Origin of the sequence: Terrabacter sp. RAF57 (assembly GCF_052113925.1) — a bacterium.
GTDB lineage: Bacteria > Actinomycetota > Actinomycetes > Actinomycetales > Dermatophilaceae > Terrabacter.
This window is the reverse complement of the sequence record NZ_JBFRDT010000023.1, coordinates 37,562-57,202: the sequence shown is the minus strand read 5'-3', so window position 1 is coordinate 57,202 and position 19,641 is coordinate 37,562. Positions and strand designations below refer to the sequence as shown.

The following is a 19,641-nucleotide window of genomic DNA, read 5'->3' as shown; positions in this document are numbered from 1 at the left end:
CGGCGGTTTCAGGGCGTGTGCGCAACGTTGAGTAGTTCGTTGAGTTTATGGGCGGGGGTGTGGAAGCCGAGGGTGGCTCGGGGGCGGGTGTTGAGCAGTTGTTCGACGTGGGCGATCTGCTCGTCGGTGACGGTGGTGAAGCTGGTGCCTTTGGGGAAGAACTCTCGGATCAGGCCGTTGGTGTTCTCGTTGGTGCCGCGTTGCCAGGGCGAGTGCGGGTCGCAGAAGTAGACCTTGCAGTCGGTGGCGACGGTGAACCGGGCGTGGTCGGCGAGCTCGGCGCCCTGGTCCCAGGTCAGGGTCTTGGCCAGGTGGGCGGGCAGCGTGGTGATCATCGCGGTGAGCCGGTCGGTGACGGTGGCGGCGTCGCGCCGGCCCGGTAGCCGCGCGAGCATCACGTACCGGGTGGCCCGCTCGACCAGGGTGATCAGGGCGCTGGAGCCGCGGGCGCCGATGACCAGGTCGCCTTCCCAGTGCCCGGGGACGGCGCGGTCGGTGGCCTCGGCCGGTCGGGCGGTGATCGTGGCGTCCCCGACCCAGGACTTCCCGCGGGGCCGGGCGGCCAGCTTCGAGGCCGGTACGCGCGAGGTGCGCCCGCTGCGCAGGGCTTTCTCCCGGGCCAGCTCGGCGCGCAGGCTGCCGCGGCCTTGCACGTAGAGGGCCTGGTAGAGAGTTTCGTGGGAGATCCGCATGGAGTCATCGTGGGGGAACCGCGCGAGCAGCTCGCCCTGGATCTGCTGCGGGGACCAGTGCGAGGTCAATCCCTCGAGGACGACCGTGCGCAGGCCGGCGTGCTCGGGCCGGTCCAGCTTCCGCGGCTGCGGGCGGGCCCGGTTGGTGACGGTGCGTGCCTGGGCGACCCGTACCGAGTACACCCCGGCGACGCGGTTGCGGCGCAGCTCGCGGGTCACGCTCGAGCGATGCACGCCCAGCTCGGCCGCGATCCGGGCCGGGCAGCGGCCCTCACGTAGCCGCAGCGCGATCAGGACCTGCCGGGCCACCTCCAGTCCCGACACGCCCGCCTCGAGCAGCCCCAACGCCTGCTCCCGCTGACCTACCGAATACCGCCTCAGCCCTGCAGTCATCGTCCCGCCTCACACGACATCCGTGTTGCGCAGACGATCTGAGACCGCCCCCACCCGTCCGGGACGGGGCGCTCACTCGTGTGGGACGGGGCGCTCACTCGAGGGGAACGGGTGGCACGATCGGGGCATGCGCCTCGGAGACCCGTCGTGAGCTGGCCCGTGCGAGCGACGACGGTCGTCTACGAGAACCCGTGGATCCGGGTCCGGGAGGACGCCGTGACCCGGCCGGACGGCACCGACGGCATCTACGGGGTCGTCGAGCTGCAACGCCCCGCCGTCTTCGTCGTCGCCGTCACCGAGGCCGACGAGGTCGTCCTCGTCACGGTCGACCGGCACACCGTCGGCACCTCCGTCGAGGTGCCCGCCGGCGGCACCGACGGTGAGGACCCGCTCGTGGCCGCCCGGCGGGAGCTGGCCGAGGAGACCGGGCTCGTGGCCCGGGACTGGAGGGAGATCGGCACGATGAACGCCCTCAACGGCGTGTGCCGCGCGCCCGAGGTCGTCTACCTCGCCACCGGCCTCGCGCGGGTCCCCGGCGCCCCCGCCAGCGCGGCCCGCGCCGAGGAGGGCATCCGCGGCGTCCGGCGCGTCCCGTTCCGCGAGGTCATCGGTCTCGTCCGGGACGGCGCGATCACCGACGGCGAGACGATCGCCGCGCTCATGCTCACGCTCGTCGCCCTCGGGCGGGTCTCCTGAGCCCTCCCGGGAGCCCGCGACGCCCCGACGACCGGGCCACCCGGCATACGCCATCGCGGTGGATCGAGACCCGAGTGCAACGGTTCGCCGTGCCTTGGTGTCTAGGGGGTGTACGACACTGACAGCCAGACGATCGGCACCACAGATGACGACCGGGACCGGCGGGAGCACATGAGACGGAGGGACGAGGCGGCGTTCCGCAGCTTCGTGGAGGAGCGGCAGACGATGCTGCGCCGACGCGCCTACCTGCTCTGCGGCAACTGGGCCGACGGCGACGAGCTCGTCCAGGAGGCCCTGGCGCGGGTCTACGTCGCCTGGCCTCGCATCGCCACGGGGGCCGAGACCGCCTACACGAGACGCACGATGATGAACCTCTACCTCAACGACCAGCGCAAACGGCGGCGCGAGGTCCTCACCGACGAGGCGCCCGAGCCGGAGACGACCGACCACGACCGCGAGCTCGCGATGACCCTCACCGACCTGCTGCACGACCTCCCCGAGAAGCAGCGTGCCGTGCTCGTCCTCCGCTTCTGGGAGGACCTCACGGTGCCCCAGATCGCCGAGTGCACCGGCGTGGCCGAGGGCACCATCAAGAGCCAGATCTCGCGCGGGCTCGCCGCCCTTCGCGACCGGCTCGCCGAACCACCACTGACCGGGGCGGGAGCGTTTCCATGAGCGACGACACCACGAGCGGACCCGGCGCTGCGCCGGAGGAAGGTGAGCTGCAGCTGCGAAAGGCGCTGTCCACGATGAACGACCTCGAACCACCCCGCGACGACCTCTTCGCCCAGCGCGCCCTGATGCGCGGACGGGCGCGCACCTCACGCCGGCGCTCGACGCTCCTCGGCGCCGCTGCCGCACTCGTCGTCGTCGGTGCCGTCGGCGCCTCCTGGGCGGCCGGCAACCACGGCGCGTCGTCGAGCACCGCGAGCGCCGGCTCGGCCCCCGAGGTCATGAAGGACGCGACCGGGAGCGCCGGTGCCGACAACGGCGCTCGCGGACCCGGGACCCTCAGCGGCAGCCTGCCTCCGACGGCCGTCGACCTCGTGCCGTCGGCGCCGCCCGCCCGCGACACCACGCGCTGGTTCGGCACCCTCTCGACGCGGCAGACGAACGCCTTCACCGCCGTCGAGCCCACCGTGGCCGCGCGCTGGCCCGACGTCTTCTCGGGGGCGTATGCCGCCGACGCCCCCGGTGCCCGCGTGGCCGTCGTCGTCACCCGGCACGACCCCGACCTCGAGGCCTTCGTGGCCGCCGCGATGCCGTCACCGACCGATGTGGAGTTCGTCGTCATGAAGCACACCCTGGCCGAGAAGGAGAAGGTCGCCAAGGAGATCGTCGAGCAGCGAATGCTCTGGCGTTCCAAGGGGATCGAGATCATCGCCGTCACCCAGGACGCCCGCACCGACCGGGTGCTCGTGATGGCCGACGAGGGCTCCTCGGCCGGCCTCATCGCGCAGCAGTACGGCGACATCGTCCGGGTCGTCCCGGCGACCCAGACGCCCCCGGGCAAGTTCCCCGACGGGAGCACGCTGCCGCCCCTGCAGCAGTAGCAGGCGCCGCGTCGGCCGCCGCGGTTAGGCTGCTCGACATGGAGCAGCCGACCCCTCCGCAGGCACCGATCAGCCCGCTCGACGCGCTGCGACGCATCTGCTTCCTCCTCGAGCGCGGCCGCGAGAGCAGCTACCGCGTCGACGCGTTCCGCAAGACCATCGAGGCGATCACACTCATCAGCGACGATGAGCTGAAGGAGCGCGTCGAGGCCGGAACCCTCAAGCAGATCAAGGGAATCGGCGACTCGAGCGCCGCGATCATCGGCCAGGCGGTGCGCGGCGTCCTACCGGCCTACCTCGTCTCCGCCGAGGAGAAGCACGGCGCGCCGCTGACGACCGGGGGCGCCGAGCTCTACGCCGCCCTCCGCGGAGACCTCCACGCGCACTCCAACTGGAGCGACGGCGGCAGCCCCATCGAGGAGATGGTGCTCGCCGCCGTCGAGCTCGGGCAGGAGTGGATGGCGCTGACCGACCACTCGCCGCGCCTCACCGTCGCCAACGGCCTGAGCCGGGCCCGCCTCACCGACCAGCTGAAGCGTGTCGACGCCATCAACGCGAGCCTCGGCGACGCGTTCACGCTCCTTCGGGGCATCGAGGTCGACATCCACCTCGACGGCACGCTCGACCAGGACGACGACCTGCTCGACCAGCTCGACGTCGTCACCGCCTCGATCCACTCCAAGCTGCGGCAGCCCTCGTTCGAGATGACACCCCGCATGGTGGCCGCCGTGCGCAACCCGCACACCAACGTCCTCGCCCACTGCACCGGCCAGCTCGTGACGGGCAACCGCGGCAAGCGTCCGCCGTCGCAGTTCGACGCCGAGAAGGTCTTCCGCGCGTGCCTCGAGCACGACGTGGCCGTCGAGATCAACTCGCGTCCCGAGCGGTGCGACCCGCCCGACGAGCTCATCGAGCTGGCGCGCGACCTCGGCTGCCTCTTCACCATCGACTCCGACGCGCACGCCCCGGGGCAGCTCGACATGAAGTCGCTCGGCTGCGAGCGCGCCGAGCGCCTCGGCATCCCGGCCGAGCGCATCGTCACGACGTGGCCCGTCGACGAGGTCCGGGCGTGGGCCAAGGGCTGATCCGAGAGACCGCCCCGGAGGCGATCCGGCCGCCCCCGGACGGGGGTTCGGAGCCGATTTGGACGGTGCCAGAATCTCCCATATAGTTTCGACGTCCCAACGGATAGGTCGGGCAGGTCCCCATCGTCTAGCGGCCTAGGACTCCGCCCTTTCACGGCGGCAGCACGGGTTCGAATCCCGTTGGGGATACGCAGTACAGTTCGACACGCACCACCCAGTAAGGCCCCGTAGCGCAGTCATCAGAGAGCGGCGCTTCTCGCAGGTGAGGGTCCTCGTAGGCTGGGGTCCGTGCGGATCGCGGTGCTCGACGACTACCAGGGCGTCGCCCTGTCCAGCGCCGACTGGTCTCCGGTCACGGACCACGCCAGCACTCCGTCCACCGTCGACGTCTTCCGCGACCACGTCAGCGAGGTCGGCGCCCTCGTCGAGCGACTGGCCGGCTACGACGCCGTCGTCGTCATGCGCGAGCGCACCCCGCTCCCGGCCGCCGTGCTCGCCTCGCTCCCCCGCCTGCGGCTGGTGGTGACGACCGGCCGTCGCAACCCGAGCATCGACGTCGCCGCGGCCAACGCCGCCGGCATCACCGTCTGCGGCACCGAGAGCCTCGCCACCGCCCCCGCCGAGCTGACGTGGGCCCTCGTCCTCGGGCTCGCGCGGCAGCTCGTCCCCGAGGCCACCGCCGTGCGCGAGGGCGGCTGGCAGACGACGGTCGGCCGCGACCTCGCGGGGCACACGCTCGGTCTGTTCGGGCTCGGCCGCATCGGCACGCAGGTCGCCTCCGTGGGCCGCGCGTTCGGGATGGACGTCGTCGCCTGGAGCCGGAGCCTCACGGCGGAGCGCGCCGAGCAGGCGGGAGTCCGGGCGGCCTCCCTCGACGACGTGCTCTCCGGGTCCGACGTGGTCTCGATCCACCTCGTCCTGGCCGAGGGGACCCGCGGCCTCCTCGGCGAGCGCGAGCTGGCGCTCCTGCGCCCGGACGCTCTGCTCGTCAACACCTCCCGTGGCCCGATCGTCGATGAGCGGGCCCTGCTCGCGGCCCTCCGGCGCGGTCACCTCGGGGGCGTCGGCCTCGACGTCTTCGACGAAGAGCCTCTCCCCGTCGACCACCCGCTGCGCACCGCACCGCGCACGCTCCTGACGCCCCACCTCGGCTACGTGACGCGTGACGTCTACGCGACGTTCTGGGCCGGCGTCGTCGAGGACGTGACGGCATACCTCGACGGCTCCCCCATCCGCACGCTCTGACCGCTCATCGGGCGCGAGGTCGCGCGGCGGCTGCGCCCCGGCGACCCGAGCCGCGCGATCTCGCGCGCGACCTGCCCACGGGCGTATGCCGTCCGGCCGGCCCGAGCGCGCCCGTGGCCTCAGCGGTGGCCGGCGCGCAGCACGAGCTCGAGCTCGAAGCGGACCTCGGGGTCGTCGAGCGCCTCGCCGAAGAGCTCCTTGAGCTGCGCCACGCGGTAGCCGACGGTCTGCTGGTGGACGAAGAGCTCTGCCGCGATCGGGGCACGCTGGCCCTGGTGGCGCAGCCAGGACAGGAGCGTCTCGGTGAGGCGCTCGCGCACGGCCGGTCGCAGGCCGTCCAACGGCGCGAGGCGGGTGCGGGCGAGGTCGTCGGTGGCGAGCGGCTCGGCGAGGACGACGAGCTCGRCGAGGTGGTCCTCGACCCACACGGGGGCGCCGTCGGCGTCCGGCCGGTCCGGTCCGGGCGCGACGCCGTGGGCCCCCGCCGCCGTCGCGAGGTGCAGCGACTCACCCGCCTGCTGCCACGGGCGCGCCGGCCCGACGATGGCGCGCCGGCCCCTCAGGGCGCGCTCGAGGTCGCGACGGCGGGCCTTGCGGCTGAGGAACGGGAAGACGATGAGGACGTCCGTGCCTCGCTCGGTGACGAGGCCGTCGGGACCGAGCGCACCGCGCAGCCCGTCGACGTGCGGGAAGGGCACGAGGGCGACGACGACGACCTCGGGGAGGGTCCAGCCGACGGCCGCCGCGAGACGTGCCACGCCCCCGTCGCTCGAGTCGCCGCGCAGGATCATCTCGAGCAGCTCGCCGCGCAGCCGCAGCTGCTCACCGGCGCGTTCGGACTGCTCCTGAGCGTAGCCCTGCGCGCTGGCCGCGGACAGCTCGTCGATGTAGGCGAAGAGGGACTCGCCGAGGGAGAGGAGCACGTCGGGCGGCAGCTGCGACACGTCGACGGTGCGCGAGATCGCGCGGAAGGTGACCCGCGCGCCGTAGCGGTAGGCGGCGAGGAGGGACTCCAGGCTCCGCCCGGAGCGCACCTCCCCACGACCGAGGTTCTCGTAGACCCACTTGCCGTCCTCGGACAGCGCCTGGAGGCGGGTGCCCGGCAGGTCGAGGAAGCGGTTGAGGGCGACCGTGACACCCCGCCGGACGCCCTGACCGAAGCGGCCCTCCATCGGCATCGCGTAGACCGGGACGTCGCGCGGGATGCCCTCGATGATCGCCTCGACGATGTCGGTCACGACGGGACGCAGCACGGTCGTCACTTCGGCGGGGAGAGACAACCACGGCGGGTCGGACGTGGCGTACGCCACTTCGGCCTCCTGCCTTTTGTCGTCACGCAACAGTTTCCTACCCCAAAGAGTACGCGCCACCCCAAGATCCGGAAGCCCCTCGGCGAGGACCATAGGAGGATGACCCAGATCAGAGCTCTCCGGCGTGTGGCGTCGATCCTGACGACCCCGCTCGCGCCCGAGGACATCATCAATCTGGTCAACCCGCTGGCCTCGGCCCGGCAGCTGCGCGGGGTCGTCACGAAGGTGGTCCGCGAGACCCCCGACTCGACGACGATCCACTTCCGTCCCGGCCGCGGCTGGAACCCCCACGCCGCCGGCCAGTGGGCCCGCATCGGCGTCGAGATCGACGGCGTGCGCCAGTGGCGCAGCTACTCGCTGTCGGCCGCCGTCGGCCACGACCCCGCCATCACCGTCACCGCGATCGGCTTCGTCTCGACGGCCCTGGCCCGCAGCACCAAGGTCGGCGACATCCTCTTCCTCGACACCCCGCAGGGCGACTTCGTGCTCCCCGAGCACCCCCGCCCGCTCCTCATGCTGACGGCCGGCAGCGGCCTGACCCCCGTCATGTCGATGATCCGCACGCTCGTGCCCCGCCGACCCGACGCCGACGTCGTCCTCGTCCACTCGGCGCGCACCCGCGACGACGCGCTCTTCCACGACGAGCTGCTCGAGCTCGCCGACCAGTTCCCCGGCCTCACGGTCCGTCACTGGTTCACGCGCGAGGAGGGCGGCCGCCGCCTCGACCTGTCGGACGTCACCGACCTCGAGACGCTCTGTCCCGACTGGCGCGAGCGGGCGGCATACGCCTGCGGACCCACCGATTTCCTCGACGCGGCCACCGAGCTGTGGGAGCGCGACGGCGACGACGCGACGCACGCGGGCCTCACGATCGAGCGCTTCGCGCCCGTCCTGCTCGAAGGCTCCGGCGGCGAGGGCGGGCTGCTGACGTTCGAGAAGTCCGACAAGGAAGTGGAGGCGGGCGGCGACGTCCCCCTCCTCGAAGCCGGCGAGGACTGCGGCGTCGTCATGCCGAGCGGATGCCGCATGGGCATCTGCCGCAGCTGCCTCGTCCCGCTCGTCGCGGGCAAGGTCCGCGACCTGCGCACCGGCGAGGTCCACGGTGACGAGGGCGAGCTCATCCAGACCTGTGTCAACGCGGCCGCCGGACCCGTCCACCTGGACATCTGAGAAGGGAACCACCATGACAGCCACCACGAACCGACCGACGACGACGACCCTCGAGGCCGCCGCCACCGGCGTCGCCGAGGGCACCGCCCCGACGACCCGGAACCGGAAGCCGGTCCTCGCGGCGTCCGGCGGACCCGCCAAGCGGCCGAGCGCCGCCGCGCACCTCAGCGACGCCGACGTCGAGCAGCTCGGCAAGGAGCTCGACGCCCTGCGCGACCGCGTCATCGCGACGCGTGGTGCTGCCGACGCCGCCTACATCCGCCGCGTCATCCGCGTCCAGCGCACCCTCGAGGTCGCCGGCCGCGCCACGCTGCTCTTCTCGAAGAAGCGCACGGCGTTCGTCGCCGGCACCGCGATGCTCAGCGTCGCGAAGATCCTCGAGAACATGGAGATCGGCCACAACGTCCTGCACGGCCAGTGGGACTGGATGCGCGACCCCGACATCCACTCCACGACGTGGGAGTGGGACTTCGTCACCCCGGCGGCCGCCTGGAAGCACACGCACAACGACCTGCACCACACGTGGACCAACGTGCTGGGCAAGGACAAGGACGTCGGCTACTCGATCCTGCGCATGGACGAGGACCAACCGTGGCACCCCGGCAACCTCGGCAACCCGCTCTACAACATGATCCTCGCGCCGTTCTTCGAGTGGGGCATCGCCATCTACGACCTCGAGCTCGAAGCGGTCAAGGACGGGGAGAAGTCCAAGGACGACCTCAAGAAGGATCTCAAGGCCATGGGCCGCAAGGTCGTTCGCCAGTTCACGAAGGACTACGCCGCGACCCCGCTCGCCGCGGTCCCCTTCGGCTCGGGCAAGCAGGCGCTCATCGGCACCTTCACGGCCAACGCCATCCGCAACGTCTGGGCGCACTCGGTCATCTTCTGCGGCCACTTTCCCGACGGCGTCGACACGTTCACCGAGGAGGAGATCGAGGGCGAGACCCGCGGAGACTGGTACATCCGCCAGATGCTCGGCTCGGCCAACATCTCGGGCAGCAAGCTCATGCACCTCATGACCGGCAACCTCAGCCACCAGATCGAGCACCACTGCTTCCCCGACCTGCCGAGCAACCGCTACCACGAGGTCGCGGTCGAGATGCGTGAGATCTGCGAGCGCTACGGCCTGCCGTACACGACCGGCCCGCTGCCCAAGCAGGTCTACCAGGCGTGGGCCAAGGTCTTCCGCCTCGCCCTGCCGAACCGGCCGCGACCGCTGCCGAAGAACGCCGCCCGCGCCGTCAACGCCCCGGTCCCGCCGCGGCGTCCCGCCCAGCCGATGGTGGCCCGTGTCGGCTGAGGCGGGGGCACGACCGGTGCCGACGGCCGCCTTCTTCGACCTCGACCGCACCCTGATCCGAGGTTCCGCCAACTACCCGCTCGCGATCGCCGCCTTCCGCGGCGGTCACGTGCCGTGGAAGGACCTCGTCAAGGACACCGTCAACGCGATCTCCTTCCACCGCAAGGGATCCACCGACGAGGGCTCGGAGGCCCTGCGTGAGCGCATCCTCCGGGCGGTGGCCGGCATCCCGCAGTCGGACATCATCCACCTCACCGACGCGATCACGCCGGGCATCGTGCGCAAGGCCATCCCGGCCTCGATGGGCCTGCTCGCCGAGGCGCGCGCCACCGGCCACGACCGCATCGTCGTGTCGGCCTCCCCCATCGAGCTCGTCAGCCGCATCGCGGCCGCGCTAGGGCTCGAGGGCGCCGTCGCCACGCGCAGCGAGCTCGACGAGGAGGGCCGCTACACCGGGCACCTCAGCGGCGAGTTCTGTTACGGCGCAGGCAAGGTCATCGAGATCGAGAAACTGGCAGCCGAGCGCGGCTACGACCTCGCGCGGTGCGTCGCCTACAGCGACTCGGTCAGCGACCTGCCGATGATGGAGCGCGTCGGCGAGGCCGTCGCGGTCAACCCGGATCGTGAGCTGCGCGAGCTCGCCCGCGAGCGCGGCTGGCGCATCGTCGAGGTCGGCCGCAAGCGCCACTGATCGTGTATGCCGTCGCCTCCCGAGCGGTGACCGCGTGACGATCCGCGCTTCGGTGGGGTGATCACCGCACTGGACGGCGGATCATGCGGCAGGTCCCGTGCCGATCGTCCGCCGCTGACACGGGCCGCCGTCGGGCGCCGTCGGCCGCCGTCGGGCGCCGGCGTCACCAGGAGGTGTGGAGTGGGCGCCCTTCGGCGAACCCGGCCGTGCTCTGGAGCCCGACGACGGCCCGCTCGTGGAACTCCTCGAGCGTGCGCGCACCGGCATACGTGCAGCTGCTGCGCAGCCCGGCGACGATCTCGTCGATGACGTCCTCGACGGAGGGGCGTGCGGGGTCGATGTACATCCGGGCCGTGCTGATGCCCTCCTCGAAGAGGGACTTGCGGGCGCGGTCGTAGTCCGTGTCGGTCGCGGTGCGGTTGCGCACGGCCCGGCTGCTCGCCATGCCGAACGACTCCTTGTACTGGCGCCCGTCGTTGTCGGTGTAGAGGTCCCCGGGCGACTCGAGCGTGCCTGCGAACCACGAACCGATCATGACGTTGGACGCGCCTGCCGCGAGCGCGAGGGCGACGTCGCGCGGGTGCCGCACTCCACCGTCAGCCCAGACGTGCTTGCCGAGCTCCCTTGCGGCCGCGGCACATTCGAGCACGGCCGAGAACTGTGGCCGACCGACCGCAGTCATCATCCGGGTCGTGCACATCGCCCCCGGGCCCACCCCGACCTTGACGACGTCGGCACCGGCCTCGATCAGCTCACGCGTGCCGGCAGCAGACACGACGTTGCCGGCGACGACCGGCACCTGCGGGTCGAGCGCGCGCACCGCACGCAACGCGTCGATCATCTTGTCCTGGTGCCCGTGGGCGGTGTCGATGACGAGGACGTCGGCGCCGGTGTCGAGCACCTCGGCGGCCTTGGCCGCGACGTCTCCGTTGATGCCGACCGCGGCGGCCACGCGCAGGCGCTGCCTGGCGTCGACGGCCGGCTGGTAGAGACCGGCTCGGATCGCACCACCCCGGGTCAGGATGCCGACGAGCTCGCCGTGCTCGGAGACGACGGGGGCGACCTTGCGCCGCGCAGCCGAGAGCCGCTCGAAGGCCTCCTGCGGGTCGATGGAGTCGGGCAGCACGACCATGTCCTCGTGCATGACGTCGTGCACCTGTGTGTAGCGGTCGACGCCGGTCAGGTCCTTCTCGGTGACGATGCCCACGGGCTTCGGACCGTCGACGACGACTGCGGCACCGTGGGCCCGCTTGCCGATGAGGACGAGCGCCTCCCCGGCGGTCATGTGCCGCTCTAGGGTGATCGCCGTGTCGTGGACGAGGTGGCGCTGCTTGACCCAGCCGACGACGTCGCGGACCACCTCGACGGGGATGTCCTGCGGGATGACGGCGATGCCGCCACGTCGGGCGACGGTCTCGGCCATGCGCCGACCGGCGATGGCGGTCATGTTGGCGACGACGAGCGGGATCGTCGTGCCCGAGCCGTCGACCGACGACAGGTCGACGTCGAGGCGGCTCGTGACCGACGAGCGGCTGGGCACCATGAAGACGTCGTCGTAGGTGAGGTCGAGCTGGGGCTGGAGACCGTTGAGGAACTGCACGGGAACCCATGGTAGGCGGTTCCGGGGCGAGCAGCGGTCAGCACCCGGCCCTGACGGGGCCCCGAGGTCAGGGTCCTCCCCCACCTGACCCTGACGTGGACCCCCAACCTGGCCCCAACCCCTGTTCGCGCGGCCGTCGGCGGCCCTAGCGTTGATGGGGCTGCGACTGCGCGGCAGACTCCGGTAGGGGGCAAATGCCATGAATGACAACAGGATCGGCGATGTCGGGCGGCTTGCGCGCATCCCGTCCTCCCGGGTGACGAAGTGGCTCGTCGTCGGCTTCTGGATCGTCGTGGTCGCCTTCCTCGCCGGCCCGTCGTCGAAGCTGCAGTCGGTCCTCAACAACGAGGCCGCGTCCTGGCTTCCCGCGGACGCCCAGTCGACCCAGGTCGTCGACCAGATCTCGGCGTTCCAGAGCACCAACGAGTTCCCCGCCGTCATCGTCTACGAGCGGCCGAGCGGCGTCACGCCGGCCGACCTCGCCGCCGTGACCGCGCAGGTCGCGCGCTTCAACGCCCTCGAGCCGGTCAAGCGCGACTCGGTCGGCCCGATCCCGTCCGCCGACGGCCAGGCGCTCCAGGTCATCGTCCCGGTCGACGCCGGGGAAGCCGGCTGGGACTCCCTCAGCACCACGGCGACGCAGATGCGCGACATCGCCGCCAACGGGCCCGCTGGTCTCTCGATGCACGTCACCGGGCCGGTCGGCTACGGCGCGGACTCGTCGGAGGCGTTCTCCGGCATCGACGGCAAGCTGCTCTACAGCGCGATGGCCGTCGTGATCCTCATCCTGCTCATCACCTACCGAAGCCCGATCCTCTGGCTCCTTCCCGTCGTCTCGGCGGGCACCGCCCTGTTCGTCGCGCAGGGCGTCATCTACTTCCTCGCCGATGGCGACACCCTCACGGTCAACGCACAGAGCTCCGGCATCCTCACGGTCATCGTCTTCGGCGCCGGTACCGACTACGCGCTGCTCCTCGTGGCGCGCTACCGCGAGGAGCTGCGCCGTCACGCCGACCGGCACGAGGCCATGGCGGTTGCCCTGCACCGCGCCGGCCCGGCGATCCTCGCCTCGGGTGCCACGGTCGTCGCCGGCATGCTCTGCCTCCTCTTCGCGTCGATGAGCTCGACGAAGGGACTGGGCCCCGTCGCCGCGATCGGCATCGCCGTCGCCCTGCTCGTCATGCTGACGCTGCTGCCGGCCCTGCTCGTCGTCCTGGGCCGCTGGGTCTTCTGGCCCGTCCGCCCGACCCCGGGCTCCGTCGACGGCACCCGCGACGGGGTCTGGGCCCGCATCGGCGCCCGGATCGCCCGGGCACCGCGACGCACCTGGGTGGTGACGTCGCTCCTGCTCGCGATCGCGTCGCTCGGGGTGCTCCAGCTCAACGCGGTCGGGCTGCAGAACAAGGACTCCTACTACACGACGCCGCCGTCGGTGATCGGCGAGCAGATCGTCGCGAAGCACTTCCCCGCCGGCGGGGGGTCCCCGGTCCTCGTCCTCGCGAACGAGGCCGCCGCCGCCCAGGTGCGGTCGTCGCTCGAGGCGGTCGACGGCGTCGACACGGTCGCCGACCCGGTGACTCGGGACGGCCGGTCGCTCATCCAGGCCACCCTCGCCTCGGCCCCGGACTCCGACGCGGCGACCGCGACGCTCGACCGGATCAGGACGGCCATCGCGGCCGTGCCGGGTGCGAACGCCATCGCGGGTGGCGACACGGCGACCCGCGTCGACACGCTCCGGGCCAGCTCCGACGACAACGAGCGGATCATCCCCGTCATCCTCGGCGTCGTCCTGCTCATCCTCGTGCTCCTGCTACGCGCCCTCACCGCACCGATCGTCCTCATCGGGACGGTCCTGCTCTCCTTCGGAGCGGCAATCGGCCTGTCCGCGTTGGTCTTCCGGCACGTGCTGGGGTTCGCCGGCGCCGACTCCTCGTTCCCACTCTTCGTCTTCGTCTTCCTCGTCGCCCTCGGCATCGACTACAACATCTTCCTCATGACCCGTGTCCACGAGGAGGCGAAGAAGGTCGGGACGTGGCGCGGGTCGCTCGTGGGGCTCGCTGCGACGGGCGGGGTCATCACGTCGGCGGGGCTCGTGCTGGCCGGCACCTTCGCGGTGCTCGCGACGATGCCGATCGTCGCGTTCGCCGAGATCGGCTTCGCCGTGGCACTCGGCGTCCTGCTCGACACGCTGATCGTCCGCTCGGTCCTCGTCACCGCCCTCAACCTCGACATCGGGGCACGGATGTGGTGGCCGAGCCGGCTCGCCCGCACCGATGCCGCGACCACCGCAGCAGCCGAGCGTCCCGAGCCCGCCGCCGAACCGGCTCTTCAGGGTTGAGAGCTCGTCGCCAGCTGGATGTCGGGTGGCGCGTCGGGCACGGGGCAGCGACGCGCAGGCGCAGCCGGGGGCCCGATCCGGTGCCACCCGCTCGGCGACACCTGCAGCTCGCCACTCTCGTCCGACGGGACGTCACCGYCGGACAACCAGTCGAACAGCGGTCCGGGCTGGTCGTTCTCGTCCACGACGAAGCCGTCCACCGACACCGAGCCGTGCAAGACCACCGTGCCCACGGCGCTCTCCTCTGCTTCGGGGTGCCCCAAATCATCCATCGTGGGCTGTCGCTCGCGCAGGAGTCAACCGGCCCGCAGCGGCCCACGAGGGCAACCACACGGCATACGCCCGTTCGGCTGTGCGCGAGCGCGCGCGGGAGGACGATGGACGGTGGACGCGACTGCGCCCCGGACCGATTGGGGGAACGCCATGACGGATGCACCGCACGTGTGCTTCGACCGGATCCTTCCCAAGGACCTGATGCGCCCTCACCGGCGCGAGCGCGGCCCGGACGGTGCGGACCGCGCGATCTCGCCCATCGGCAAGGCGTGGATGAACGGCACGACGCTCACCGTCCGCTTCCTCGAGGGCACGCCCGCGCAGCAGGCCAAGGCCCGTGAGCAGGCCGCGTGGTGGCAGGCCGCGTGCAACATCTCCTTCGACTTCGGCAACCACCCGAACGCCGACCTCCGCGTCTCCTTCGACCCGAATGACGGCGCGTGGTCCTACGTCGGCACCGACAACAAGGGCATCCCGAGCAACGAGGCGACGATGAACCTCGGCTTCCTCGACGGTGGCACCGCGGGGCACGAGTTCGGGCACGCCATCGGGCTCGCCCACGAGCACTCGAACCCGGAGGGTGGCATCCAGTGGAACGAGCCGGTCGTCATCGCGGCCCTCGCGGGCCCGCCGAACCGCTGGGACGAGGCGAAGGTGCGCCACAACGTCTTCATGAAGTACGCCGTCGACCAGATCAAGGGGACGCAGTTCGACCCCGACTCGATCATGCTCTACGCGTTCCCGGCGACGTGGACCCTCAACGGCGTCGCGACGCACGCCAACGACGACCTGTCGTCGCTCGACAAGGCGTTCGTCGCGGGAGCAGCCATGTACCCCAAGGGAGCTCCCGTCGTCACCGACGCCGCGACGCTCACGGTCGACGGCCCGAAGGTCGAGGGCTCGATCGGCGCCGCGGGCGAGGAGGACCTCTACGCCTTCGACGTCGCGAGCGACGGGCTCTACGAGGTGACGACCCGCGGCTCGACCGACGTCTACCTCTCGCTCTTCGGACCGAACAGCGACACCGACCTCGTCGGCGAGGACGACGACAGCGGCTACGGCGTCAACGCGCGCGTGCGCGCCGGGCTGACCCCCGGCCACTACGTCGCCCAGGTGCGCCACTACCGGCCGAGCGGGACCGGCGCCTACTCGATCCGGGTCCGCCGGCGCTGAGCCGGCTCGCACCACAGAGCCCCCACAGCCCCGCGGGTCAGGCCACGCCGCTCCCCGAGGACGTATGCCGTCCGCACGCCACGCGACGGCATGCGTCCTCGCGCTCTGCCTCCGGCGTAAGGCGTTGACGACCGCCCGTAATGGAGTAATCCTGATTACATGATTACGAACGAAGCACTGGAGCGGGTGCGCGGCTGGTTCGTCGGCCGCCTGCCCGAGGAGTGGCGCAGCACGCCGCCCGAGATCACCGTCGACCGCGAGGAGATCACCGTCGTCCTCACCGTCACCGACGTCGACCTGCCCGACGGGTCGAGCGACGCCGAGCGTGACGAGGCCCGCGCCGGGCGCGCCAAGGCGTTCCGCGAGGACACCCGCGGTCGCCGCATCGAAATCGCCCGCGAGGCCGAGCACCGCTTCGAGCGCAAGGTGTCGTGGGCCGTCCGCGTCGGCGACCGCACGGAGCTGTTCACCCACGTCGCTGCGCCGGCGATGACCCGGCTGCGTCAGCCGGAGCGACTCGTCCTCGACACGCTCGTCGATGCCGGCGTCGCCAGGTCCCGCGCCGAGGCGCTGGCCTGGTGCGTCAAGCTCGTCGGGCAGCACGAGAGCGACTGGCTCGGCGAGCTGCGCGAGGCGATGTCGCACGTCGCCGACGTGCGCACGAAGGGTCCGGGGGCCTGATCAGCCCTGCTGATCAGCCTGCTGGTCAGCCCTGCTGGTCGGTGCCGCGCTTGACGGCGGAGATCTCGAACTCGAGCGAGATCTTCTCGGAGACGAGGACGCCGCCGGCGTCGAGCGGCATGTTCCACTCGAGGCCGAAGTCGCGACGGTTGATCCGGCGCGAGCCCTCGAAGCCGGCCCGCAGGGCACCCATGGCGTCGGTCTGCACGCCGATGAGCTCGATCGGGATCGTGACGGGCTTGGTGACGTCGCGGATCGTCAGGTTGCCGGAGACCATGTAGGCGTTCTCCTCGACCTCCTCGATCTGCGTGCTCTCGAAGCGGATGTCGGGCCACTTCTCGACGTCGAAGAAGTCGGGGCTGCGCAGGTGGTCGTCACGCTGCTGGTTGCGGGTGTCGACGCTCGACGCCTTGAGGACGACCTCGGCGTAGGACTTGGCCATGTCGTCGAGGTCGGCGTAGAGGCGGCCGGTCACGTCGTTGAAGGAGCCGCGCACGGTCGTCACCATCGCGTGCCGGGCCGAGAAGCCGATACGGGTGTGGGCCGGGTCGAAGTCCCAGTCCCCGCTCAACGCGGATCCGTGGTCGGTCATGGTCTCTCCCCTGCAGGTCGATGGATGAGTCGCGGCATCCTCTCACGACCCAGGGTGCTTGAATCTTTCACTATTGCCTCGTTCGTTGGCAAGTGCGGAGCACGGAGTCCCGGCCCTGAGCCCCCGCCGGCCGTCCTTCCCATACCCCCCGACGATCCCGCACACGCACGCGATGCGCCAGCCGCGGGCGGCTTGCCTGATGCCCCGAGGGGTCGGCTATAGTTCCACTCGTTGTCGCGGCCAGGTAGCTCAGTTGGTACGAGCGTCCGACTGAAAATCGGAAGGTCGGCGGTTCGACCCCGCCCCTGGCCACCACCCAAAACCGCAGGTCAGAGCCCTCTGACCTGCGGTTTCGTCGTTTTTGGCGGCCCCGTTCATGGCCCCGAGCAGGGCCGGCAGCTGACCGTCGATGACCGCGACACGCCGCGAATCCCCGGGAGTTATCGCACGAGCTATCGCACGAACTCTCGATGTCAAGAGAGTTGAGGCGGTTAACCAGGCAGCTCGCCACGGTTGTCGGCACGACCGCCGAACGGCTCGACGGCATGAACAAGTTAGAGCGGATGGAGTTGCAGCTTGAGTCCGTCGCCGGCTCAGTCATCAACCGCAGCATCCGCTCCATTCAAACGCTCGAAGACATCAACCGGAACCACCTCGAGAAGCTGAAGGCTGAGGGCAAGGTCGTGCGTCTAGGACGACACGGTGGTGCCGCACAATGCGTTGCAGAAGCTGCAGCGCATATACGGCCTTCACCCATACGCAGGCTTCGTGTCAGGAGGGCAGCTGGGACGCCATGGCGTGCCGCACGTCAGTCTCTTCGCGGCTATCGAGCATTCGGGTAGCTTCACGAGTGGTTCGCTGCGCGCCAAGGCTCGCGTGGACGCCCTCCATTGCGACTACATGTGCGCGAGCTTGCATGACCTCCCGATCGATCCAGCGCTCTCCCTAAGCAACCGGTTGAATCAGTGTCATGGCTCTTCGCTCACGGCCACGCGTCGATGCCGGAAACGCTGGTGTCGGCCTCCTCGGGCCCGGGCCAACGCGGCATCGTCAGGAGCATCAGGCGGAGCGGCCCCACCCCGGTCGAGCAGAACTGGAAGGGCACGCCGGTCGGGATCTCGACGGACACCCCGTACGACAACGAGGTCAGAAGGGGTGCTGCCTGTAGACCGTCCCCCCAGCGCGCCAGCTCCCCCGTCCCGTCGAGGGTCGACCAGAGCTCCACCACACTCCGGTGGCGCACCGCTTTGGTCTTGGCACCAGCCGGCAGCGTGCAGTGCGACAGCCCCCCATCCCTCACCTCCGGCAGAAGCCGGATCTCCGAGCCGTCGGGTGCGGCGTAGTCAGCCAGCAGCGGCAAGTCACGGGTCTGGACTTCCCTGCCGGCCACCGCAGGCGCCTCGACGAGGCCGAGCGGGCCAGCATCGGCCGACCACGGACCGCCAGTGCTCCCGTGGTGCCGGTCGGCGGAGAACCGGGGCACGACCGCGACGAACAGCGTCAGGTCGTGGTGCGGTCCGGCGCGGTACTGGTACCGCGCCCGCGGAGGAATCAGGGTGGCGCGGCCCGGCCGCAGCTCCGAGATGGTCTCCTGCCTGCCGTCCGCAACCCAGAGCTCGCCTCGCCCGGAGTGCGTGTACAGGGTCTCGGTGAGCCCCTCGTTCCACGCCGTGCCGGCCACCCGGCCCCGGTGGACGATGGCGTGCGAGATCTCGCCCTGCGGGGTGTTCACCAGCTCGCGCACCTCGGTGCTGCCACCGGGGGTCAGGTGGTGCGGATCGGCAGGCAGCATCGCCGTCTGCATCACGCGCTCCCTCGGAGCCGTCGGTGGCACCCGACATGCACTCTCATCCCGCGGCCGCCTGCTCCGCACCTTTCTCGCAGTCCTCTGGCGGCGGGGGCTGCGTAGGCGACCCGGCATCGTCCATGCAGCACTCGTAGGCGTCTAGGATGGTGACCAGCACGCCGGTCGTCTTGCGCTCGCACTCGGCCGTGGCCGCCTCCTCGAGGCACACCAGCTCGGCACGCACACCCTCGAGCACCGCGATCTTGTCCCACCCCGCGGCGATGCACTGCAACGCCTTGCACAGGCAGTCGCGATAGGCCGCGGCCGTCGCGAACCCGTGGCCGAGGCGGCTCAGCTCCAACCCGTGGTTGGCGATCAGCCAGCGGGCGTGCCACTTCGGCCGAGTCTTGTCGTCCACCGTGGGCCACTCCGCGGCCAGCGCCGTGACCTCCACCTTGATCTTGGCCACCTGGTCGTCGCGGGTCTTCACCTCGTCGAGCAGCGACAGGAAGCAGGCGACGTTCGCCGTGGTGTCCCGACGGTAGGCGTCGATCCGCGACCCGATGGTGGTGGCGTCGTCGTCCTCTCCGACCTCGTTGCTGAACTCGCAGTTGCCGACGCAACAGCCGGTGGATGGCCTGCACGCGTCGACGGCCTGGAAGGCCTCCTGGGCCGCCTTCTCCAGGCACGTCACCATCCCCGGGTCGGGCTTCTCGCAGTCGAACTTCCGCTTGAGGTCGTCGAGCGCCTTGCGGGTCCCGTCGATCTCCGCACCGGTTGCCGCCCACGCATCGGAAAGGGTCTGGCAGACCCCATCGAACTTCTTCTTGTAGCCGTCCAGGTCCGCCGCGACCTGGGTCATCACCTCGGCCTGCTTCGCGTAGCGCTTGGCCTTGCAGGCGATGGCGCCCACGTCACCGAGGTCGCAGGTTGTGCAACCCGTGCCCGTCTGGCCGTGCTGATCTGCGTCGTTGCTCATCGTGGCTCCTTTCGATGACGCCACATGACAGCGTGGTCGGCCGTTGTCACGGCGGCGTCGCACGGCCGGTGACGCACCTGTGAC

The 19,641-nt window shown here is 70.9% G+C and carries 17 protein-coding genes, 2 tRNA genes and 1 pseudogene; 13 read left to right on the top strand and 7 right to left on the bottom strand.

Features of this window, described 5'->3' with window-relative positions:
• Positions 1-8 precede the first annotated feature (8 nt).
• On the bottom strand, positions 9-1,085 hold the full coding sequence (locus AB4Y83_RS19935) for an IS30 family transposase (protein WP_442297928.1): 1,077 nt from the start codon (positions 1,083-1,085) through the stop codon (positions 9-11).
• Positions 1,086-1,232: 147 nt separating this feature from the next.
• Here AB4Y83_RS19935 and AB4Y83_RS19930 point away from each other — a divergent pair, with 147 nt between their 5' ends.
• The 6 genes from AB4Y83_RS19930 to AB4Y83_RS19905 all read left to right on the top strand — a co-directional run bounded on the left by AB4Y83_RS19930 (position 1,233) and on the right by AB4Y83_RS19905 (position 5,664).
• On the top strand, positions 1,233-1,781 hold the full coding sequence (locus tag AB4Y83_RS19930) for an NUDIX domain-containing protein (RefSeq protein ID WP_442297927.1): 549 nt from the start codon (positions 1,233-1,235) through the stop codon (positions 1,779-1,781).
• A gap of 171 nt (positions 1,782-1,952) precedes the next feature.
• Complete coding sequence (locus AB4Y83_RS19925; protein WP_442297926.1) at positions 1,953-2,456, top strand: SigE family RNA polymerase sigma factor; 504 nt, start codon at positions 1,953-1,955, stop codon at positions 2,454-2,456.
• A complete protein-coding gene (locus tag AB4Y83_RS19920; RefSeq protein WP_442297925.1) occupies positions 2,453-3,334 on the top strand; it encodes a hypothetical protein in 882 nt (293 codons plus the stop codon). Before AB4Y83_RS19925 ends, AB4Y83_RS19920 begins: the two co-directional genes overlap by 4 nt.
• 38 nt (positions 3,335-3,372) lie before the next feature.
• Positions 3,373-4,419, top strand: coding sequence for a PHP domain-containing protein (locus AB4Y83_RS19915; protein WP_442297924.1), 1,047 nt, complete (start codon positions 3,373-3,375; stop codon positions 4,417-4,419).
• Between the two features lie 116 nt (positions 4,420-4,535).
• Positions 4,536-4,608: transfer RNA gene (locus tag AB4Y83_RS19910), tRNA-Glu, on the top strand.
• A 99-nt stretch (positions 4,609-4,707) separates the two neighbouring features.
• The gene (locus AB4Y83_RS19905; RefSeq protein ID WP_442297923.1) at positions 4,708-5,664 is read left to right on the top strand and encodes a D-2-hydroxyacid dehydrogenase family protein; all 957 of its coding nucleotides are present in this window, start codon (positions 4,708-4,710) and stop codon (positions 5,662-5,664) included.
• A 119-nt stretch (positions 5,665-5,783) separates the two neighbouring features.
• Here the strand turns inward: AB4Y83_RS19905 and AB4Y83_RS19900 are convergent, their stop codons facing one another.
• Positions 5,784-6,974 carry a PucR family transcriptional regulator gene (locus tag AB4Y83_RS19900; RefSeq protein ID WP_442297922.1) on the bottom strand — a complete coding sequence of 397 codons (1,191 nt, stop codon included), beginning with the start codon at positions 6,972-6,974 and terminating at the stop codon, positions 5,784-5,786.
• A 99-nt stretch (positions 6,975-7,073) separates the two neighbouring features.
• Between AB4Y83_RS19900 and AB4Y83_RS19895 the strand changes: the two genes are divergently transcribed.
• The 3 genes from AB4Y83_RS19895 to AB4Y83_RS19885 are packed head-to-tail and all read left to right on the top strand — an operon-like array spanning position 7,074 to position 10,135.
• The gene (locus AB4Y83_RS19895; protein ID WP_028785341.1) at positions 7,074-8,144 is read left to right on the top strand and encodes a ferredoxin reductase; all 1,071 of its coding nucleotides are present in this window, start codon (positions 7,074-7,076) and stop codon (positions 8,142-8,144) included.
• A 13-nt stretch (positions 8,145-8,157) separates the two neighbouring features.
• On the top strand, positions 8,158-9,444 hold the full coding sequence (locus AB4Y83_RS19890; RefSeq protein ID WP_442276336.1) for a fatty acid desaturase family protein: 1,287 nt from the start codon (positions 8,158-8,160) through the stop codon (positions 9,442-9,444).
• A complete protein-coding gene (locus AB4Y83_RS19885) occupies positions 9,434-10,135 on the top strand; it encodes an HAD family hydrolase (RefSeq protein ID WP_442276337.1) in 702 nt (233 codons plus the stop codon). The genes AB4Y83_RS19890 and AB4Y83_RS19885 overlap by 11 nt, the downstream gene beginning before the upstream one ends.
• A gap of 163 nt (positions 10,136-10,298) precedes the next feature.
• Here the strand turns inward: AB4Y83_RS19885 and AB4Y83_RS19880 are convergent, their stop codons facing one another.
• Entirely contained in the window at positions 10,299-11,735 is a 1,437-nt protein-coding gene (locus AB4Y83_RS19880) for a GuaB1 family IMP dehydrogenase-related protein (protein ID WP_256796109.1), read from the bottom strand.
• A gap of 199 nt (positions 11,736-11,934) precedes the next feature.
• Here AB4Y83_RS19880 and AB4Y83_RS19875 point away from each other — a divergent pair, with 199 nt between their 5' ends.
• Entirely contained in the window at positions 11,935-14,073 is a 2,139-nt protein-coding gene (locus AB4Y83_RS19875; RefSeq protein WP_442276338.1) for an MMPL family transporter, read from the top strand.
• Positions 14,074-14,144: 71 nt separating this feature from the next.
• On the opposite strand, the pseudogene AB4Y83_RS19870 reads toward AB4Y83_RS19875, so the two are convergent.
• Positions 14,145-14,306, bottom strand: a pseudogene (locus AB4Y83_RS19870) (dihydrofolate reductase); the annotation flags it as partial.
• A 190-nt stretch (positions 14,307-14,496) separates the two neighbouring features.
• On the opposite strand from AB4Y83_RS19870, the gene AB4Y83_RS19865 reads away from it, so the two are divergent.
• Complete coding sequence (locus tag AB4Y83_RS19865; RefSeq protein ID WP_442297921.1) at positions 14,497-15,519, top strand: M12 family metallopeptidase; 1,023 nt, start codon at positions 14,497-14,499, stop codon at positions 15,517-15,519.
• 159 nt (positions 15,520-15,678) lie between these two features.
• Positions 15,679-16,200: a hypothetical protein gene (locus AB4Y83_RS19860; protein WP_043647959.1), complete on the top strand. Its 522-nt coding sequence runs from the start codon at positions 15,679-15,681 to the stop codon at positions 16,198-16,200.
• 25 nt (positions 16,201-16,225) lie between these two features.
• Here the strand turns inward: AB4Y83_RS19860 and AB4Y83_RS19855 are convergent, their stop codons facing one another.
• The gene (locus AB4Y83_RS19855) at positions 16,226-16,792 is read right to left on the bottom strand and encodes a YceI family protein (RefSeq protein WP_442276340.1); all 567 of its coding nucleotides are present in this window, start codon (positions 16,790-16,792) and stop codon (positions 16,226-16,228) included.
• A gap of 238 nt (positions 16,793-17,030) precedes the next feature.
• On the opposite strand from AB4Y83_RS19855, the gene AB4Y83_RS19850 reads away from it, so the two are divergent.
• Positions 17,031-17,107, top strand: a tRNA-Phe gene (locus AB4Y83_RS19850).
• A gap of 667 nt (positions 17,108-17,774) precedes the next feature.
• On the opposite strand, the gene AB4Y83_RS19845 is transcribed toward AB4Y83_RS19850, so the two are convergent.
• Together AB4Y83_RS19845 and AB4Y83_RS19840 are read right to left on the bottom strand one after the other, a co-directional pair.
• Positions 17,775-18,596: a hypothetical protein gene (locus AB4Y83_RS19845; RefSeq protein ID WP_442297920.1), complete on the bottom strand. Its 822-nt coding sequence runs from the start codon at positions 18,594-18,596 to the stop codon at positions 17,775-17,777.
• 43 nt (positions 18,597-18,639) lie between these two features.
• Positions 18,640-19,491, bottom strand: a complete 852-nt coding sequence (locus AB4Y83_RS19840) for a hypothetical protein (protein WP_442297919.1) — start codon at positions 19,489-19,491, stop codon at positions 18,640-18,642.
• Positions 19,492-19,641: the final 150 nt, after the last annotated feature.

What these genes read in the sequence shown, in the direction of transcription:
- AB4Y83_RS19925 (WP_442297926.1), top strand. Translation starts at nt 1,953, where the DNA reads ATGAGACGGAGGGACGAGGCGGCGTTCCGCAGCTTCGTGGAGGAGCGG.
- AB4Y83_RS19855 (WP_442276340.1), bottom strand. Translation starts at nt 16,792, where the DNA reads ATGACCGACCACGGATCCGCGTTGAGCGGGGACTGGGACTTCGACCCG.
- AB4Y83_RS19860 (WP_043647959.1), top strand. Translation starts at nt 15,679, where the DNA reads ATGATTACGAACGAAGCACTGGAGCGGGTGCGCGGCTGGTTCGTCGGC.
- AB4Y83_RS19875 (WP_442276338.1), top strand. Translation starts at nt 11,935, where the DNA reads ATGAATGACAACAGGATCGGCGATGTCGGGCGGCTTGCGCGCATCCCG.
- AB4Y83_RS19935 (WP_442297928.1), bottom strand. Translation starts at nt 1,085, where the DNA reads ATGACTGCAGGGCTGAGGCGGTATTCGGTAGGTCAGCGGGAGCAGGCG.
- AB4Y83_RS19915 (WP_442297924.1), top strand. Translation starts at nt 3,373, where the DNA reads ATGGAGCAGCCGACCCCTCCGCAGGCACCGATCAGCCCGCTCGACGCG.
- AB4Y83_RS19895 (WP_028785341.1), top strand. Translation starts at nt 7,074, where the DNA reads ATGACCCAGATCAGAGCTCTCCGGCGTGTGGCGTCGATCCTGACGACC.
- AB4Y83_RS19920 (WP_442297925.1), top strand. Translation starts at nt 2,453, where the DNA reads ATGAGCGACGACACCACGAGCGGACCCGGCGCTGCGCCGGAGGAAGGT.
- AB4Y83_RS19890 (WP_442276336.1), top strand. Translation starts at nt 8,158, where the DNA reads ATGACAGCCACCACGAACCGACCGACGACGACGACCCTCGAGGCCGCC.
- AB4Y83_RS19865 (WP_442297921.1), top strand. Translation starts at nt 14,497, where the DNA reads ATGACGGATGCACCGCACGTGTGCTTCGACCGGATCCTTCCCAAGGAC.
- AB4Y83_RS19845 (WP_442297920.1), bottom strand. Translation starts at nt 18,596, where the DNA reads ATGCAGACGGCGATGCTGCCTGCCGATCCGCACCACCTGACCCCCGGT.